The 17,107-nt window shown below is 53.3% G+C and carries 17 protein-coding genes; 8 read left to right on the forward strand and 9 right to left on the reverse strand.

Annotated features, from left to right (window positions below; all coding sequences use genetic code 11):
• Nucleotides 1-59: 59 nt before the first annotated feature.
• The 5 genes from dacA to lipA all read left to right on the forward strand — a co-directional run bounded on the left by dacA (nt 60) and on the right by lipA (nt 4,801).
• Complete coding sequence (gene dacA / locus GA0061071_RS09555; RefSeq protein WP_061494436.1) at nt 60-1,271, forward strand: D-alanyl-D-alanine carboxypeptidase DacA; 1,212 nt, start codon at nt 60-62, stop codon at nt 1,269-1,271.
• A 102-nt stretch (nt 1,272-1,373) separates the two neighbouring features.
• The gene (gene ybeD, locus GA0061071_RS09560) at nt 1,374-1,637 is read left to right on the forward strand and encodes a DUF493 family protein YbeD (RefSeq protein WP_061494435.1); all 264 of its coding nucleotides are present in this window, start codon (nt 1,374-1,376) and stop codon (nt 1,635-1,637) included.
• 87 nt (nt 1,638-1,724) lie between these two features.
• Complete coding sequence (gene lipB, locus GA0061071_RS09565; RefSeq protein WP_088237090.1) at nt 1,725-2,366, forward strand: lipoyl(octanoyl) transferase LipB; 642 nt, start codon at nt 1,725-1,727, stop codon at nt 2,364-2,366.
• 305 nt (nt 2,367-2,671) lie between these two features.
• Nucleotides 2,672-3,625 carry a YbeF family transcriptional regulator gene (locus tag GA0061071_RS09570; RefSeq protein ID WP_061494433.1) on the forward strand — a complete coding sequence of 318 codons (954 nt, stop codon included), beginning with the start codon at nt 2,672-2,674 and terminating at the stop codon, nt 3,623-3,625.
• Nucleotides 3,626-3,835: 210 nt separating this feature from the next.
• Nucleotides 3,836-4,801, forward strand: a complete 966-nt coding sequence (lipA, locus tag GA0061071_RS09575; protein ID WP_061494432.1) for a lipoyl synthase — start codon at nt 3,836-3,838, stop codon at nt 4,799-4,801.
• 68 nt (nt 4,802-4,869) lie between these two features.
• On the opposite strand, the gene tatE is transcribed toward lipA, so the two are convergent.
• Entirely contained in the window at nt 4,870-5,070 is a 201-nt protein-coding gene (gene tatE, locus GA0061071_RS09580; RefSeq protein WP_061494431.1) for a twin-arginine translocase subunit TatE, read from the reverse strand.
• 127 nt (nt 5,071-5,197) lie between these two features.
• Nucleotides 5,198-5,986, reverse strand: a complete 789-nt coding sequence (locus tag GA0061071_RS09585) for a deaminated glutathione amidase (protein WP_088237089.1) — start codon at nt 5,984-5,986, stop codon at nt 5,198-5,200.
• 91 nt (nt 5,987-6,077) lie between these two features.
• On the opposite strand from GA0061071_RS09585, the gene crcB reads away from it, so the two are divergent.
• Entirely contained in the window at nt 6,078-6,461 is a 384-nt protein-coding gene (gene crcB / locus GA0061071_RS09590) for a fluoride efflux transporter CrcB (protein WP_061494429.1), read from the forward strand.
• A gap of 58 nt (nt 6,462-6,519) precedes the next feature.
• Here crcB and cspE read toward each other — a convergent pair whose 3' ends face one another.
• The 7 genes from cspE to GA0061071_RS09625 form a co-directional block, all read right to left on the reverse strand.
• Nucleotides 6,520-6,729: a transcription antiterminator/RNA stability regulator CspE gene (gene cspE / locus GA0061071_RS09595; protein WP_007373839.1), complete on the reverse strand. Its 210-nt coding sequence runs from the start codon at nt 6,727-6,729 to the stop codon at nt 6,520-6,522.
• A 203-nt stretch (nt 6,730-6,932) separates the two neighbouring features.
• On the reverse strand, nt 6,933-7,502 hold the full coding sequence (gene pagP, locus GA0061071_RS09600) for a lipid IV(A) palmitoyltransferase PagP (protein ID WP_061494428.1): 570 nt from the start codon (nt 7,500-7,502) through the stop codon (nt 6,933-6,935).
• Nucleotides 7,503-7,662: 160 nt separating this feature from the next.
• Nucleotides 7,663-10,782, reverse strand: a complete 3,120-nt coding sequence (locus GA0061071_RS09605; protein WP_088237088.1) for an efflux RND transporter permease subunit — start codon at nt 10,780-10,782, stop codon at nt 7,663-7,665.
• A complete protein-coding gene (locus GA0061071_RS09610) occupies nt 10,779-12,233 on the reverse strand; it encodes an efflux RND transporter periplasmic adaptor subunit (protein ID WP_088237087.1) in 1,455 nt (484 codons plus the stop codon). The genes GA0061071_RS09605 and GA0061071_RS09610 overlap by 4 nt, the downstream gene beginning before the upstream one ends.
• On the reverse strand, nt 12,233-13,486 hold the full coding sequence (locus tag GA0061071_RS09615; RefSeq protein WP_088237086.1) for a TolC family protein: 1,254 nt from the start codon (nt 13,484-13,486) through the stop codon (nt 12,233-12,235). The genes GA0061071_RS09610 and GA0061071_RS09615 overlap by 1 nt, the downstream gene beginning before the upstream one ends.
• 12 nt (nt 13,487-13,498) lie before the next feature.
• Nucleotides 13,499-13,867: a copper-binding protein gene (locus GA0061071_RS09620; protein WP_061494424.1), complete on the reverse strand. Its 369-nt coding sequence runs from the start codon at nt 13,865-13,867 to the stop codon at nt 13,499-13,501.
• Between the two features lie 54 nt (nt 13,868-13,921).
• A complete protein-coding gene (locus tag GA0061071_RS09625) occupies nt 13,922-14,329 on the reverse strand; it encodes a hypothetical protein (RefSeq protein WP_061494423.1) in 408 nt (135 codons plus the stop codon).
• A 349-nt stretch (nt 14,330-14,678) separates the two neighbouring features.
• Here GA0061071_RS09625 and dcuC point away from each other — a divergent pair, with 349 nt between their 5' ends.
• Entirely contained in the window at nt 14,679-16,052 is a 1,374-nt protein-coding gene (dcuC, locus tag GA0061071_RS09630) for an anaerobic C4-dicarboxylate transporter DcuC (protein WP_061499893.1), read from the forward strand.
• Nucleotides 16,053-16,145: 93 nt separating this feature from the next.
• Nucleotides 16,146-16,949: a ribonuclease I gene (gene rna / locus GA0061071_RS09635; protein ID WP_061494422.1), complete on the forward strand. Its 804-nt coding sequence runs from the start codon at nt 16,146-16,148 to the stop codon at nt 16,947-16,949.
• The last annotated feature ends 158 nt before the right edge of the window (nt 16,950-17,107 follow it).

Genomic DNA, 17,107 nt, shown 5'->3' on the forward strand with positions numbered 1-17,107 from the left:
TAGCTTTTGCTATAGTAAGGCACTTTTTTTAACTCCATCACGGATGTCGTAGTTCGACCATGAAGACCACTCTCTCCGTTCGTTTTGTGCAGCGCCTTGCGCTCACCACGGCGCTGACCGCAGCCACACTTTCTGCTGCTCACGCCGATGACCTGAATATTAAAACCATGATCCCTGGCGTGCCGCAAATCGATGCGGAGTCCTATATCCTGATCGATTACAACTCTGGCAAAGTGCTGGCAGAACAAAACGCAGACGCGCGTCGCGATCCGGCCAGTCTGACCAAAATGATGACCAGCTATGTTATCGGTCAGGCGATGAAAGCGGGCAAGTTTAAAGACAGCGACCTGGTGACGATTGGTAACGACGCCTGGGCGACAGGCAACCCGGTATTCCGTGGTTCTTCACTGATGTTCCTGAAACCAGGCATGCAGGTGCCGGTTTCCCAGCTTATCCGTGGTATTAACCTGCAATCCGGTAACGATGCGTGCGTGGCGATGGCGGATTATGTCGCCGGTAGCCAGGACGCGTTTGTGGGCTTGATGAATAACTATGTGCGCGCCCTTGGCCTGCAAAACAGCCATTTCCAGACCGTACATGGACTCGACGCTGATGGTCAGTACAGCTCCGCGCGCGATATGGCGCTGATTGGCCAGGCGCTGATCCGCGATGTGCCGAACGAGTACGCCATCTATAAAGAAAAAGAGTTCACTTTCAATGGCATCCGCCAGACCAACCGTAACGGTCTGCTGTGGGACAATAGCCTGAACGTTGACGGTATTAAAACCGGTCATACCGACAAAGCAGGTTACAACCTGGTGGCCTCGGCGACCGAAGGTCAGATGCGGTTGATCTCAGCGGTGATGGGCGGTCGTACCTTTAAAGGCCGTGAAACCGAAAGCAAAAAATTGCTGACCTGGGGTTTCCGCTTCTTCGAAACTGTTAGCCCTCTGAAAGCAGGCAAAGAGTTTGCTTCCGAGCCGGCCTGGTTCGGCGACAGCGATCGCGCATCACTGGGCGTGGATAAAGACGTGTATCTGACGATCCCGCGTGGCCGCATGAAAGATCTGAAAGCCAGCTATGTGCTGAACAACAGCGAGCTGCATGCGCCACTGCAGAAAAATCAGGTTGTCGGTTCCATTAACTTCCAGCTTGATGGCAAAACTATCGAACAGCGCCCGCTGGTCGTGCTGCAGGAAATCCCGGAAGGCAATTTCTTTGGCAAAATCATTGATTACATTAAATTGATGTTCCATCACTGGTTTGGTTAAGAATTGAACACTTGAAAGTGTAATTTTCGTCCCCATATACTACGTATCCAAAAAACTCCTGCCCCTGTGGCAGGAGTTGTTCTTTTTTACGCCGGAGCTGACATGAAAACCAATCTCAAAGAACTGCTTGAATTCCCGACTCCCTTTACTTACAAAGTGATGGGTCTGGCGAAACCAGAGCTGGTTGATCTGGTGGTTGAAGTGGTACAGCGCCATGCGCCAGGTGATTACTCTCCGCAGGTAAAACCGAGCAGCAAAGGCAATTACCACTCGGTCTCTATCACCATTAACGCAACGCACATCGAGCAGGTTGAGATTCTTTACGAAGAACTCGGCAACATCGACATTGTTCGTATGGTGCTGTAATGCCAGCAGACGTTACCCGGAAGCATTCGGGTAGCGTCTTCGCTGTGATATACTCTCCCCACTCTTTTCTCCCCCGGAGATGCCGTTTTGTCTCAGGATACAATCCTCATTCGCAATCTGGGCTTACAGCCTTACGATCCCGTGTCCCGGGCGATGCATGAATTCACCGATACCCGTGACGATACCACGCCTGACGAAATCTGGCTGGTCGAGCATATGCCGGTCTTTACCCAGGGTCAGGCTGGCAAAGCTGAACACCTGCTGGCGACCGGCGATATTCCGGTGATCCAGAGCGATCGTGGTGGTCAGGTCACTTACCACGGACCGGGTCAGCAAGTAATGTATGTTTTAATTAATCTTAAGCGTCGCAAGATTGGCGTGCGTGAACTTGTTACATTGCTGGAAAATACGGTCATCAATACGCTAGCAACGCTGGATATCCAGGCACAGGCTCGCGCGGATGCGCCGGGCGTATATGTCGATGACAAAAAGATCTGTTCGCTGGGCCTGCGCATTCGTAAAGGCTGCTCATTTCATGGCCTTGCGCTGAATATCGCCATGGACCTGGCACCTTTTACGCGCATCAATCCCTGCGGTTATGCCGGGTTGGAAATGACCCAGATCAGTCAACTTTCACAAAAAACGGATATGGATAAAATAAGGACAATTCTTATCCGGGAATTTTTAGCGTTACTAAACAATCCACCGCATCAATATATGAGCGCTTAATATATGATGTATTACGGCCCGCATTTTGTGCGGGTCGTTATTTATTTGACCTGTTAGCGCTTTACAATAGGTGTCATATTCTCTATTTTCAACCTACCTGCCTTGTCGGGTTAATAAGCATTACGATGCTTTCCCGGGCTTCGTATTCGTGCTTATGGCCAATCGTCTTTTGAGTGCTTGTCCGCCATCGCGATGAAAAATCTACGTAATGCTGATATGTGACAGGACGTTAACTCAAATTAATAATCAACAAAAAAAACAAATTCAACTATCATTCATATTGCGAATGATTACGGAGCACTAGCGTGGAGAATAATAACCTGCCGGAAAAGCGAATAACCGGGCGCCCCGAGGACGACAAGCCGCAAATCTTCCGGACACTGCGCAATATTGATCTCAACTTATTGACTATTTTTGAGGCGGTATATGTCCACAAAGGGATTGTTAACGCGGCAAAAGTGCTCAATCTCACCCCTTCCGCTATTAGCCAGTCAATTCAGAAACTGCGCTCAATATTTCCAGATCCGCTTTTCATTCGAAAAGGTCAGGGCGTCACGCCTACGGCTTATGCCTCTCATCTGCATGAATATATCAGTCAGGGGCTGGAATCTATCCTCGGTGCGTTGGATCTCACCGGCAGCTACGATAAACAGCGCACGATTACCGTCGGCACAACGCCGTCTATTGGCGCATTAGCCCTTCCGGTTATCTATCAGGCGATAAAAGCCAACGCTCCGCATCTGATGATGCGTAATATTCCGGTCAAAGATGGGGAAAGCCAGCTTAGTCAGTTTCAGACGGACTTAATTATCGATACTCACCTCCCCTCATCTCGCGCGATCAATAGCCATGTGCTGTATACCGATCGCCTGATGTTGGTGTGCCGTAAAGGGCATCCTTGTCTGAACGGGCCAATCAACGAAGAGGTTTTGCAGCAATACGAGCACACGATGGTGATGCTGGAAGCGCAAAATCTGAGCGGCTTACGTCAGCGTGTGCAGGATCTCTTTCCAGAGCGCCAGATCAGCTTTAGTAGTTACAATATGTTTACTATTGCTGCACTGATCGGCAACACCGACCTGCTGGGGCTGATGACAACGCGTTTATTTAAATTGTTTAGCGATTGCTGGCCGCTGGTGGAAATTGATTACCCGCCCATCAGCAACGAGCGACTGGATATCTCGCTGTATTACAATAAATTGAGCCTGCGAGATCCGGTGCTGGAAAACGTTATCAATGTTATCCGACGGGCTTTTTAAAGCCCGTTTCCCCCTGGCGAATGTGCTAACCTTTACCGGGCATATGGCACAAAACAACAACTATTTTACAAATAGCCCCGTTGTCAGGCTGCTTTCTGCCCCCCATCAATGGTATACTGCGCGCAAGTTAATTCAAAAATAGTTGATAAATACAACATTCCCTTGAATTGAAATACTTACTTCGTTATCCGCAACTGGAACACGCACGCTATGAGTAAACCCATTGTGATGGAACGCGGTGTTAAGTACCGCGATGCCGATAAAATGGCTCTTATCCCGGTTAAAAACGTGGCCACAGAGCGCGAAGCCCTGCTGAGAAAACCGGAATGGATGAAAATCAAACTGCCGGCTGACTCTTCCCGTATCCAGGGTATCAAAGCGGCCATGCGTAAAAACGGCCTGCATTCTGTTTGCGAAGAGGCGTCCTGTCCGAACCTCGCTGAGTGTTTCAACCACGGAACCGCCACCTTTATGATCCTCGGCGCGATCTGCACCCGCCGCTGCCCGTTCTGCGATGTGGCTCACGGTCGTCCGGTGGCGCCGGACGCTAACGAACCGCAAAAACTGGCGCAAACTATCGCAGATATGGCATTGCGTTACGTGGTCATCACTTCGGTTGACCGTGATGACCTCCGCGATGGTGGCGCACAGCATTTTGCTGATTGTATTACCGCTATTCGTGAGAAGAGCCCGACGATTAAAATCGAAACGCTGGTACCTGACTTCCGTGGACGCATGGATCGTGCGCTGGATATCCTCACAGCAACCCCGCCAGACGTGTTTAACCACAACCTGGAGAACGTGCCGCGTATTTATCGCCAGGTTCGCCCGGGTGCAGATTACAACTGGTCGCTGAAGCTGCTGGAGCGTTTTAAAGAGGCGCATCCGGAGATCCCAACGAAATCCGGCCTGATGGTCGGCTTAGGGGAAACGAATGCCGAAATCATTGATGTTATGCGCGATCTGCGCCGCCACGGCGTAACGATGTTAACGCTGGGTCAGTATCTGCAACCTAGCCGTCACCACCTGCCAGTACAGCGTTATGTCAGCCCGGATGAATTTGATGAGATGAAAGAAGAAGCACTGGCGATGGGCTTTACCCACGCAGCATGCGGTCCGTTCGTTCGCTCCTCTTATCATGCGGATTTGCAGGCAAAAGGCATTGAAGTGAAGTAATACTTCCTTACACAACCCACAAAAAAACCGGCTCAGTGGCCGGTTTTTTTTCGCCTGTCGGGGCGCTATTACTCTTTGTGAGAGAGTTTCTCTGCAGTGACTTCGCCTTCGGCTTCTTTCTTCGCTGCATCATCATCGTTCATCGCTTTTTTAAAGCCTTTGATGGCCGCCCCCAGATCGCCGCCCAACGTGCGCAGTTTCTTGGTCCCAAACAGCAGGACAACCAGTGCGGCCACGACCAGCAGTTTGGTAATACTAATCTCACCCATAGATACCTTCTTTCGTAAAACAGGCTGCATAAAACGTCATTATAACCCGATTTCATTAACGGTCATTCGACGCGCGCACACAATAGCAATCTGTAACGAGATGGATCAAGTGTTGTTTAAAAAAACATCACAGCAAGCGTGGCACAGCGAAACGGCGGTTACGTAACACGGGCAACATTTCCCGTGTTTGCGCCACACGCTCCTCGCTGATCTCCGCAACAATCAGCGCAGGCGCTTCTGCTGCCGCCGCCAGCGTTACGCCCTGTGGGTCAACAACCCGGCTTTGCCCGATATTTTTGTTACCGCACTCTCCAGCCGCCACCACATAGCATGTGGTGTCGAGCGCCCGTGCCGACAGCAATGTTGCCCAGTGCTGTTCTTTGAGCGGACCACGCACCCAGGCTGCAGGCAGCACCAGCAGTTGCGCGCCATCCAGCGCCAACTTCATTGCCAGCTCAGGGAAGCGCAAATCGTAGCAGGTCATCAGACCAACTTTTATACCGTCAATGTCGATTAACGGCGCAACGTCATCGCCGGCATCCACCCGCGCTGATTCCTGAATATTAAACGCGTCGTACAGATGCAGCTTGGCATACTGCGCGATCACCTTACCGCCGCGCAATACTACCAGCGTATTAAACGCCCGCCCTTCAGTAGAAGGCAGATGCACCGTCAGCACCGTCGTCAGGGTATTGCGTCGACTCTCCTCGCAAAGCAGCGTCAGGAAGCCGCCATCGAGCCGTTGAGCGGATTTTACCGACAGGTGAGGGTCATTATCATCCCGTGCCAGTAAAGCCTCTGGCAGCACCAATAACGATGCCTGCTGAGAAGCGGCCTGCGCCATCAGCGCTACGCAGGTTTGCGCATTGGTGCGCCAGTCAGGTGTCACTGCAAATTGTCCCGCCGCAACAATCATCTCTTTATCCTCTCGCTTCACCGCGATAGCCAGAAAATGGCGGCGGCGCTACACTCATCCACTCTAACAAATCAAATAGCAGGATTTCACCGTGTTACAACTACTTTTAGCGGTATTTATCGGCGGGGGTACAGGCAGCGTGGCGCGCTGGATGTTGAGTATGAAGCTTAACCCAACACATCAAATTATCCCTCTCGGTACGCTGACCGCCAACCTGCTTGGCGCATTTATCATTGGTATGGGGCTGGCGTGGTTCAACCGCATGACGCATATCGATCCGCTGTGGAAAGTCTTGCTTACCACCGGGTTTTGCGGTGGGCTGACCACTTTTTCTACATTTTCGGCGGAAGTGGTGTTTCTGTTGCAGGATGGGCGTGCAGGATGGGCACTCGTTAACGTGGCAGTGAACCTGCTGGGGTCATTTGCGATGACAGCGCTGGCGTTCTGGCTGTTTTCCGCAGTGAATGCAAACTGAAAAGATAAAAAAACCCGCCGTGAGGCGGGTTTTGGGATTCTTGCTAAACGTAGCTCAATTAGACAGGCATTACGTTTGCAGCAGATGGGCCTTTGGCACCGTTAGTGATTTCAAACTCAACGCGCTGACCTTCAGCCAGAGTTTTGAAACCATTGCTCTGGATTGCAGAGAAGTGTACGAACACGTCTTTGCTGCCATCTTCCGGAGTAATGAAACCGAATCCTTTGGATTCATTAAACCACTTAACGTTACCTTTAATCTTAGACATCAAAATTACCTTTACATGAAAAAACGACACAAATGCTGTGTCGGGTATCAGTACAACAATTGTAGCGACTTTTGTCCAGTCGTTATTCACTAAAAAGTGATAAATGTCGCTAACTTTTTTTCGGTAGCGGGTTTATGCCACATTTTGCACGCTGTATAAAAATTGCGCACCGCGTCAACCCACTTTTACCACCTTTACTGCCCTCAGAACTGAAAACGCATCCAGGCGAAGTAAACGTTACCGTTGTTGTATGTGCCGGGGATATAGGTCATCTGGAACGTCGCCGGGCCGTAACCAATCGACGCCAGCGGCAGCAGCACCGGGATAGGGATGTAATGCCAGTTATCCCGCGCGGTAAGGCCAGCCGTATACCCCAACCCCAACCGGAAATTATCGTCCGCCAGCGGGCGCCAGGTTTTCTCCCAACCGTAACCGCCAATCGGCTCCCATTTATTGAAAGAGTCTTTAAACGCCATTAAATACAGGCCGTGCCAGTTACCGTTTTCATCCCAGCGAGACTGACCAAACCCCGCGCCCCAGGGACGCTCGTTATAGCGGTCAGTTTTTTCCTTGTCATAAGCAAAACGCGCATGCCAGGTGATAGCGGGCACATACAGGTCGTAATGCTCAGGCTGCTGCCAGGTTTGCTTCACATTGCCAGTAAAATCAGAAAACCAGGTGTTTTCTGCTGCGTGTGCGGGAATCACCAAAAGCTGACAAAATAAAGAGAATAAAATCCACAAAATCTTCTTATTTACAAACACCGTATTCATTCCATGTTACGCATCGACGTATATTCTCAGACAGGTTATCTGAATATTCCCTTAACGAAATAAGATTAATTCTGAAAACGCAGCGGCATTGTTTTCATTCATAATATATTTTTCTACTAATACAATTAGATGCGCCCCGAATATGGAGCGCAAAATTGCCTCAGCGTTGACGATGCAGCAGTAAATAAATTGCCGGAATAACAAACATCGACAATAACGGTGCCGTTACCATACCGCCTATCATCGGCGCCGCAATACGGCTCATGACCTCAGAACCGCTTCCCCCACCCCACATGATAGGCAGTAACCCCGCCATAATGGTCGCTACCGTCATCACTTTCGGACGGACGCGCAGCACGGCCCCTTCATGAATGGCGCGCATCAAAACCTTATTTCCTTCATCGGGTTCGGATCGCCGGTATTTCTCCAGCGCATGATTGAGATAGAGCACCATAATAACACCGAACTCGGCCGCCACACCGGCAAGCGCAATAAACCCGACCGCACCCGCTACGGACAAATTATAACCCAACAACCACAGCAACCAGACGCCACCAATCAACGAGAAGGGTAATGTCCCCATTATTAGCAGGGCATCGGTGACCCGCTTAAAGGTAATAAATAACAGCACAAAGATAATCATTAGCGTTACTGGCAAGACAATTTTCAGTTTTGCCGTGGCGCGCTCAAGGTATTCAAATTGTCCCGACCAGGAGAGCGTAACGCCCTGCGGTAACTGTACCTGCTGCGCCACCCGCTGCTGCATCTCATCAACCGCCGATTTTAAATCCCGTCCACGTAAATCAACGTAGATCCAGTTAGAGAGCCGCGCGTTTTCGCTTTTCAGCATCGGCGGACCTTCTTTCACGACTATATCCGCCAGTTCGCCAAGTGCAATCTGGCTGCCATTTTCAGTGATCACCGGCAAATTTCGCAGATCATCTACGTTATCTCGCAATTCACGCGGGTAACGCACATTAATCGGATAGCGCTCTCTCCCTTGCAGGACTTCACCAATGTTTTCGCCCCCCACCAGCGTGGAGACCAGCGATTGCAGCTCTTTGACCGAGACCCCATAACGCGCCGCCTGCTGGCGGTTGATGGTGATATCAACATAGCGCCCGCCCGCCAGGCGCTCTGCCAGTGCGGAGGTTACACCCGGCACGGTCTTCACCACCTGTTCGATTTGCTGCGCCACACGCTCAATATCGGCAATATTATTACCGTTCACCTTTATGCCTACCGGGCTTTTTATCCCCGTTGCCAGCATGTCCAGTCGGTTACGAATGGGCGGAACCCAAACGTTAGCGATCCCCGGGACATTGACGGTTTTATCCAGTTCCGCCACCAGTTTTTCCGGGGTCATACCGGTACGCCACTGATCGCGAGGTTTAAAGTGAATAGTGGTTTCCAGCATCGTTAGCGGCGCGGGATCGGTCGCGCTTTCGGCGCGTCCGGCTTTGCCAAACACGCTTTCCACTTCCGGAACGCTTTTTATGAGCCGATCGGTTTGCTGTAACAAATGCCCGGCTTCACGAGCCGAAATCCCCGGCAGCGTCGACGGCATATACAAGAGATCGCCTTCGTTGAGCGGTGGCATAAACTCACTGCCCAACCGACTGAGCGGCCACAACGTCGCCAGCAGCAACAGGAGCGCCAGCCCCAGCGTCGCTTTCGGCCAGGCCAGTACGCGATCCAACAGCGGCTCGTAAATGCGGATCAGAAAACGGTTAATCGGGTTGGCTTTCTCATCCGGGATCTTACCGCGAATAAACAGCCCCATCAGCACCGGAACCAGCGTGATCCCAAGCCCCGCCGCCACCGCCATCGCCCAGGTTTTGGTAAAGGCCAGCGGCGAAAACATCCGCCCTTCCTGCGCCTCCAGTGAGAAAACCGGAATAAACGACAAGGTAATGATCAACAGACTGCAAAACAGCGCTGGCCCCACTTCAACCGCCGCTTTTTCTGAGAAGCGCCAGTAGTCCGCCCCCGTTGGCTGTTGTCCGGGGTTATCGTGCCGCCACTGTTCCATCACTTTATGCATGTTCTCTATCATCACGATAGCGGCATCCACCATCGCACCAATGGCGATGGCAATGCCACCCAGCGACATGATATTGGCGTTAATGCCCTGATAGTGCATGACGATAAACGCGCCGAGGATCCCCAATGGCAAAGAGACAATCGCCACCAGTGCTGAACGAAAGTGAAACAGAAACAGCGTACATACCAGCGCGACAACGATGAATTCTTCAATCAGCTTATGAGTCAGTGTCTCAACTGCATGCTCAATCAGCGTCGAGCGGTCATACACCGGGACGATCTCAACACCCGCAGGTAATGTCTTCTGGATCTCGTTGAGTTTTGCTTTCACGGCATGAATAGTGTCCAGCGCGTTTTTGCCGTAACGCATCACAATGATGCCGCCCGCTACCTCTCCTTCGCCGTTATACTCCGCCACCCCACGGCGCAGCTCTGGCCCAAGACGTACTGTCGCCACATCAGATAACATCACCGGTACACCGTCGCGGCTGGCAATCACTATCTGGCGGAAATCCGCCAACTGGCGGAGATAGCCCGTGGTACGCACCATAAATTCCGCTTCGCCCATCTCCAGCACAGCACCGCCACTTTCCTGATTCGCCGCCTGCACCGCATTCACAATCTGCTCATGAGTGATGTTCAGCGCCCGCATACGCGCCGGATCCGGCACGATCTGATACTGACGCACCATCCCGCCAACGCTGGCGACCTCCGCCACATTCGGCACCGTTTTCAGCTCAAACTTCAGCGTCCAGTCCTGCAACGCCCGCAGATCCGCAAGGTTGTGTTTCCCGCTGCGATCCACCAATGCATATTCATAGACCCAACCGACACCTGTTGCGTCCGGTCCCAGCCCCACGTTAACCCCCGCAGGCAGCGATGACTGGATCTGGCTCAGGTTTTCCAGTACCCGCGAGCGCGCCCAGTAGAGATCGGTATCATCTTCAAATAAAACATAGACATATGCGTCGCCAAACATCGAATAACCGCGCACGGTTTTCGCTCCCGGCACGGATAACATGGCGGTGGTTAATGGATAAGTGACCAGGTCTTCGATAATTTGTGGCGCTTTTCCCGGGTAGCTGGCGCGAATAATGACCTGCACATCTGAGAGATCCGGCAGCGCATCCAGCGGCGCACGCTGAACCGACCATAATCCCCAACCGGTCAGCACCACGGCAGCCAGCAGGATCAACAAGCGGTTTCGCAACGAGGCGCGAATAACGGCAGCAATCATTTCATTGCCTCCTGCATCGGCATCAGGTGGGTGATCACCGCACCTTCCTCGTCATCCAGCGTGAAACTAAACATCACCGTATCCCCGACTTTAATCGCCGGATCAGGTTGTTTCACCACAAAGTCCATCGTCATCGCCCCCCAGTTCAGCGCCGGAATGGGCTGGTGCGACAGCGTGATACTGCCCGCATCAATGGCCTTCACCACGCCAGTAGAATCGTACTGCTGCACTTTTTTCGCCACAGGCTGCGTGGCTTGTTGTTCTGGTAATGCGCTGCGCAGGCTCGCTTCAGAGTCAATCAGGAATTGACCGGAGGTCACTACGCTGTCACCCGCATTCAGACCTGACAGCACTTCTGTCCAGCCCTGTGCGGTGCGCCCGGTGGTGATATTCACCGCCCGGAAATGGCCGTCGCCAGTAGCCAGCAACACCCGACTGGCAGCACCGGTTTCAATCAACGCCTCTTCAGGAATAGCCAGCACCGCAGGCTGCTGCGCAGACGCCGCCGTGGTGACGGTCAGAAACATACCGGGTTTCAGTTTTTGTTGGGGATTGTCCAGCACGATACGGGCTTTCAGCGTACGGGTGGCCGTCTCCAGTTGCGGCAACAGTTCGCTGACGCGACCGTGAAATTGCTCACCCGGCCAGCTCGCAGAGGTTGCCACAATCTCGCTGCCCGTTGCCAGCGCTTGCGCCTGGGTTGGCGGATAATCCACCACCAGCCACACCGGATCGAGGCTCGCCAGCTCAAACAGACTTTGCGTGGCAGCTACCTGCGCACCTTCGCGCGAATCCAGCTTAACCACATAACCGTCTTTGTCAGCGCGCAGCGTCAGTCGTGTTTCCGGTTTACCACTGCGTTCGACGGTACGGATAATCGCCTCCGGCATAAACTGCAACGCCAGTCGTTCACGGGCTGCGCGGGTCAGTTCACCATCACCCAACTGGCGAACAGCCAGATACTCCTGCTGTGCGGTAGTCCATTGAGGGATCCATAGCTGCGCCAACGGTTGGCCTTTTTTTACCCACTGTTGCGGCGCACGCACAAAGAGTTTTTCCACCACCCCGGCCGCCGGTGAAGGCACGCTCTGAATGCTGCGTTCATCGGTGGTGACTGTGGCAAACGCGGAAAATGCGCTGGCAAGAACACGATGTTCCGCGCGCCCGGTCGTCATGCCCAGATTCTGCTGTTGTTGCGCGCTGACGCTCACCCCGCCAGCAACCGGCGCGTCATCGGCATAACGCGGTACCAGCGGCATATCCATAAACGGGGATTTACCCGGCTTATCAAAACGTTGATCCGGCATCATCGGATCGTACCAGTACAACACTTTACGTGCGGGGGCCGGTTCCGTTGAGGCGGCAGGCGCGGTATGTTGCCGCCCGGTCACATATCCAATACCCGCAGCCACGCTGGCGGCAATCACAACGGCAACGATGCTCTTTTTCATCACATTAACTCCTGCGGGATCAACCAGCGGATCGCGGCCCACGTCCGCGCCATCTCTTTTTCGGCCTGGTTCGCGGCCAGTTCGCTGTCGAGCACATTACGCCGCGCATCCAACAGTTCCGGCAGCGCGCTCTGCCCGGATCGGTATTGCGCTGCCAATAGCGTGGCGCGTTGGCGCACCAGTGGTAGCACTTCATCGCGCTGGCGCATCCATAAGGTTTGCGCCGCGTTATATTCGGCAATCAGCGAGTGCAGTTGCGCCATATGCTCACGCCCGGCAAGCGCCAGTTGATCGTTAGCCTGCATCGTGCGGGAGACATCCGCCGCGTGGTCTTTGTCCTGGCGGTGTGACTGGAACAGCGGCAAATCGACGGTAAACATCACCCCGGCCATATCTTCATAACCTTCGGCGCGTCGGCCATACCACACCTCCACTTCCACATCCGGAATGGCGGCAATCGCCGACGCCGCAGAACGGGCTTTAGCACTGTTCGCGGCGCTGGCGGCGGCCACCACGTCAGGATGCTGTGCAATGCCCTGCTCAAGGGTTTTTTCGTCGGCGGGTAAGCGCTGGTAACGGGGGAGTTCACCGGCAATATCGGTCACACTTTGCCCGGTGAGTTGCATCAGACGGGTTTGCGCCAGTTGCACATCCCGCTCGGCAAGGGTGACTTTGTCGCGCATCGCGCTGAGCCCAATCCGCAAGGCCAGTACGCTGTCCGGCGTGGCGCTGCCAGCCCCTACACTGGCACGCTGTGCCCCCTGTTGCCGCTCGGTTTCCTCCAGCAGTTTGCGGGCGGTTTGCACGGCTTTCTCTGAGAGCGCCAGATCAAGCCATGCCTGTGCGGTATCGCGCTGCAACGTGGCGCGCACCACGGCGGATTTGGCGCTCACACTCTGCGCTTCCGCCAACAGCGTATCGGCCTTACGGTCACGTTTTTCTGCGCTGATGTATTGCTGCATGATGCCAACACGCTGCATGGTCATGCCTTCACGGGTCAAACGGCGGTCATTGTTGCCCTGCACCGGCACGTTTTCGATACCAAATTTCAGCTTCGGATCGGGCAACTGGCGGGCGGAATCCGCCATCGCATCCAGCGCTTGTACTTCGTTACGATTGGCGGACAGTTCGGCGGAGTAACGTTCGGCGGCGGCGAGGGTCTGCGTCAGCGTCAGTGACTCCGCCTGCACGGCGGAGCACACTAATCCGAGCGCGACCGCACCGAGCCGCAGGCTCAGTGTGCATCGTTTCATTGTTGCCTCCGGTTACGCTTGCGGCGTCAATGAAACGAGCTGGTAACCGTCGTCACGCTGAACGAAGGTAAAACTGACCTTATCGCCAGGCTTCACGGCAGGCAATGCACTCCCCTGAGGTCGTGCAAACTGCATGGTCATTGGCGGCCAGTTAAGGGCAGGAATGGCGGTATGAGCGATAGAAACAGAGTGCGCAGAAACCTTTTTGACCACGCCCTGGCTTTGGTAGACCTGAGGCTGCATCGCCTGATGCTGCGACATATCGTGCATGCCCTGCATGTCGTGTTGCATGCCTTGCATGTCATGAGTGGTTTGCGCCTGAGCGGCGGTGAAAGAGAACAGCAGTACGCCAGTCAGCGCACAACGTACATGAGAACGCATAATAAGACTCCTGTTAATCATAAAATTATAAAAATTCAATGGATTAACAGTTATCTACTCCCGATACCGGCAAAAACGGATCGTTGCCGGCGGGCCTGCGGCAGGCGGAGTTAATGACCATCCCTCGCGGGAAACATCGGTACAAACGGGTTTAACCACCGCAAGGGAAAGCGTTGAGGGCAGCGCGACCAGCGGCTGATGCGGCGTGTCTTTTTGCGCCAGATCCGGAACACAATGTTTTTCGCACAGCGGCGTTTTCATGGCGTTCATTTGTGGCGCGCTGTCCGTCATCATCATATGGTCCATATGCTGGACCATCACCGTTTCACCCTGCACGCTGACATCACAATTGTGGGAAGCAATCGCCACCTGACTTTGGATCAGCAACCAACCAAACGCCATCAGCAGCATCAACAGATGCCGCTTAATAAAGCGCAGTCGGTATAACCAGCCAGCGTGCATACACTACCTGAAAGTGAACGGGAATGAATGGCGAGTATAAGCAGGCTGGTTTTTATTTTTAAAGATTTTTTTAACAAATTTACGTCTGGCAGATTATTGCCACAGATAACAGCAAAATCGTTAACCAGGTATTATCACCAGACAAACAAATTCGCTACCATCGTTATTGCCGATTATTTATCCCTGCTTTTTATTTTTCGGCTGAATAGCAATTTCACGCGATATTCCGCTTAAAGCGTCGCTTTGTTGATTTTAATCATCTACAGAAAAGACGTTATTCGGCACATTGCGACTCCTGTTTTTTTTACTTACTTATCTTTTCAGGTCAACTTCCGGGGCCAATAACATGATTTCAACACTCATTGAACTGCTGATCGGCGTGGTGGTGATTGTCGGCGTCGCGCGCTACATCATCAAAGGGTATTCCGCCACCGGCGTGCTGTTTGTCGGCGGCCTGGCGTTATTAATCGTCAGTGCGTTAATGGGCCATAAAATATTGCCCGGCAGTGCCACCAGCACTGGTTACAGCGCCACCGATATTGTGGAATATGTGAAGATCCTGCTGATGAGTCGCGGTGGCGATCTTGGCATGATGATCATGATGCTGTGCGGGTTTGCCGCCTATATGACACATATCGGCGCGAACGATATGGTGGTGAAGCTGGCCTCTCGCCCGCTGCGTTTTATCAACTCCCCTTATTTACTGATGATTGCCGCCTACTTCGTCGCCTGCCTGATGTCGCTGGCAGTGTCGTCGGCAACCGGTCTGGGTGTTCTGCTCATGGCGACGCTGTTCCCGGTCATGGTGAACGTCGGGATCAGTCGCGGCGCAGCAGCAGCGATTTGCGCCTCTCCGGCCGCAATTATTCTCTCGCCAACCTCCGGCGACGTCGTGCTGGCAGCCAAAGCAGCGGAAATGCCGCTGGTGGATTTCGCCTTTAAAACCACACTGCCCATCTCCATTGCAGCGATTATCGCTATGGCGATTGCACACTTCTTCTGGCAACGTTACCTGGACAAGAAAGAGCACATCGTCAGCGAAATGCTGGATGTGAAAGATATCACCACCAATGCGCCGGTGTTCTACGCCATCCTGCCGTTTACGCCGATTATCGGCGTGTTGATTTTCGACGGCAAATGGGGGCCTGAACTGCACATCATTACTATTCTGGTGATCTGCATGTTGCTGGCGGCAGTGCTGGAATTCGTACGCGGCTTCAACACGCAGAAAGTCTTCTCCGGCCTGGAAGTGGCGTATCGCGGCATGGCGGATGCGTTTGCCGGTGTCGTCATGCTGCTGGTAGCGGCGGGCGTCTTTGCCCAAGGGCTGAGCACCATCGGCTTTATTCAGAGCCTGATCTCGATTGCCACCTCCTTCGGCTCCGCAAGCATTATTTTGATGCTGGTACTGGTGATCCTCACCATGCTGGCGGCAATGACCACCGGTTCCGGTAACGCGCCGTTTTATGCTTTTGTCGAGATGATCCCGAAACTGGCGCATGAGTCCGGCATTAACCCGGCGTATTTGTCTATACCGATGCTGCAAGCGTCAAACCTGGGTCGTACCATCTCTCCGGTTTCCGGCGTCGTGGTAGCAGTCGCGGGCATGGCCAATATCTCACCGTTTGAAGTGGTAAAACGTACCTCTGTACCGGTGGCTGTCGGGCTGATAGTGGTGATTATTGCAACCGAAATCCTGGTTCCGGGTGTTGCGGTGCATTAAGCCTTCTGACTGATAAAAAAGCGCCAGCCTGGCGCTTTTTTTATGCTTTAATTATTTCCTGTAATCATCCAAATACATTCATCAGGAATTGAAATGTTCAGACAGGGACTCGCCGTCAGCCTTTGCGCTGCCGGGGTACTGTTCTCATGTGCCCACGCCGCGCCGCTTCAGCCCAAACAGTATGGGGATTATGATCGCTATGTTCTGGCGCTCTCCTGGCAAACCGGTTTTTGCCAGAGCCAGCATGTTAATGGGCGCAATGAGCCCGACGAATGCCGCCTGCAAAAAGAGTTGCCGCATAAAGTGGATTTTCTGACTGTTCATGGCCTGTGGCCCGGTTTACCCAAATCCATTGCCGCACGTGGGGTCGATGAAAACCGCTGGATGCGCTACGGGTGCGCCACCCGCCCCATTCCCAATATGCCGGAGGCCAAAGCCAGCCGGAAATGCGCCGCCGCTGAAACCGGCCTCTCCCTTGAAATGGCCAACAAACTGAATGATGTGATGCCAGGTGCAGGCGGCAACTCCTGCCTTGAACGTTACGAATATGCCAAACACGGGGTTTGCTTTGGCTTCGATCCGGATGACTATTTTGGTGCAATGGTCCGCCTGAATGCCGAAATCAAACAGAGCGCCCTTGGCGCTTTTCTGGCGGATAACTACGGCAAAACCGTTACCCGTGCGGCGTTCGATAGCGCGGTTACCCGTGCTTACGGCGGGCAGGCTGTGACAGCGGTAAAACTGACCTGCAGCGGCAACCCGGCATGGCTAACCGAAATGCAGATTGCCATCAAAGCCGATGCCATCAACGCGCCGTTATCAACAGCCTCGCTGCTACCACAGCCGCATCCCGGCAACTGTGGCGCACAGTTTGTCATCGACAAGGTGGGTTACTGATCCCGCTCATTTCCGGCAAATGTGCGCCGTGTCACTTCACAGTTTGCTACGCTGTCAGTATCATCCCTTGTAGACAAACCCTCGCTGCCCGTCGGCGAGGGTTTTTCTTTGGATCAATCAGGCGGCACTGCCGCTTAAACGACATGGAGTAACAGGAG

Source organism: Kosakonia oryzendophytica, from assembly GCF_900094925.1.
GTDB lineage: Bacteria > Pseudomonadota > Gammaproteobacteria > Enterobacterales > Enterobacteriaceae > Kosakonia > Kosakonia oryzendophytica.

Bases quoted from the DNA above. Each gene is read 5' to 3' on its own strand.
- dacA (WP_061494436.1), top strand. From the start codon at position 60: ATGAAGACCACTCTCTCCGTTCGTTTTGTGCAGCGCCTTGCGCTCACC.
- ybeD (WP_061494435.1), top strand. From the start codon at position 1,374: ATGAAAACCAATCTCAAAGAACTGCTTGAATTCCCGACTCCCTTTACT.
- lipA (WP_061494432.1), top strand. From the start codon at position 3,836: ATGAGTAAACCCATTGTGATGGAACGCGGTGTTAAGTACCGCGATGCC.
- tatE (WP_061494431.1), bottom strand. From the start codon at position 5,070: ATGGGTGAGATTAGTATTACCAAACTGCTGGTCGTGGCCGCACTGGTT.
- GA0061071_RS09585 (WP_088237089.1), bottom strand. From the start codon at position 5,986: ATGATTGTTGCGGCGGGACAATTTGCAGTGACACCTGACTGGCGCACC.
- cspE (WP_007373839.1), bottom strand. From the start codon at position 6,729: ATGTCTAAGATTAAAGGTAACGTTAAGTGGTTTAATGAATCCAAAGGA.
- pagP (WP_061494428.1), bottom strand. From the start codon at position 7,502: ATGAATACGGTGTTTGTAAATAAGAAGATTTTGTGGATTTTATTCTCT.
- GA0061071_RS09605 (WP_088237088.1), bottom strand. From the start codon at position 10,782: ATGATTGCTGCCGTTATTCGCGCCTCGTTGCGAAACCGCTTGTTGATC.
- GA0061071_RS09610 (WP_088237087.1), bottom strand. From the start codon at position 12,233: ATGAAAAAGAGCATCGTTGCCGTTGTGATTGCCGCCAGCGTGGCTGCG.
- GA0061071_RS09615 (WP_088237086.1), bottom strand. From the start codon at position 13,486: ATGAAACGATGCACACTGAGCCTGCGGCTCGGTGCGGTCGCGCTCGGA.
- GA0061071_RS09620 (WP_061494424.1), bottom strand. From the start codon at position 13,867: ATGCGTTCTCATGTACGTTGTGCGCTGACTGGCGTACTGCTGTTCTCT.
- GA0061071_RS09625 (WP_061494423.1), bottom strand. From the start codon at position 14,329: ATGCACGCTGGCTGGTTATACCGACTGCGCTTTATTAAGCGGCATCTG.
- rna (WP_061494422.1), top strand. From the start codon at position 16,146: ATGTTCAGACAGGGACTCGCCGTCAGCCTTTGCGCTGCCGGGGTACTG.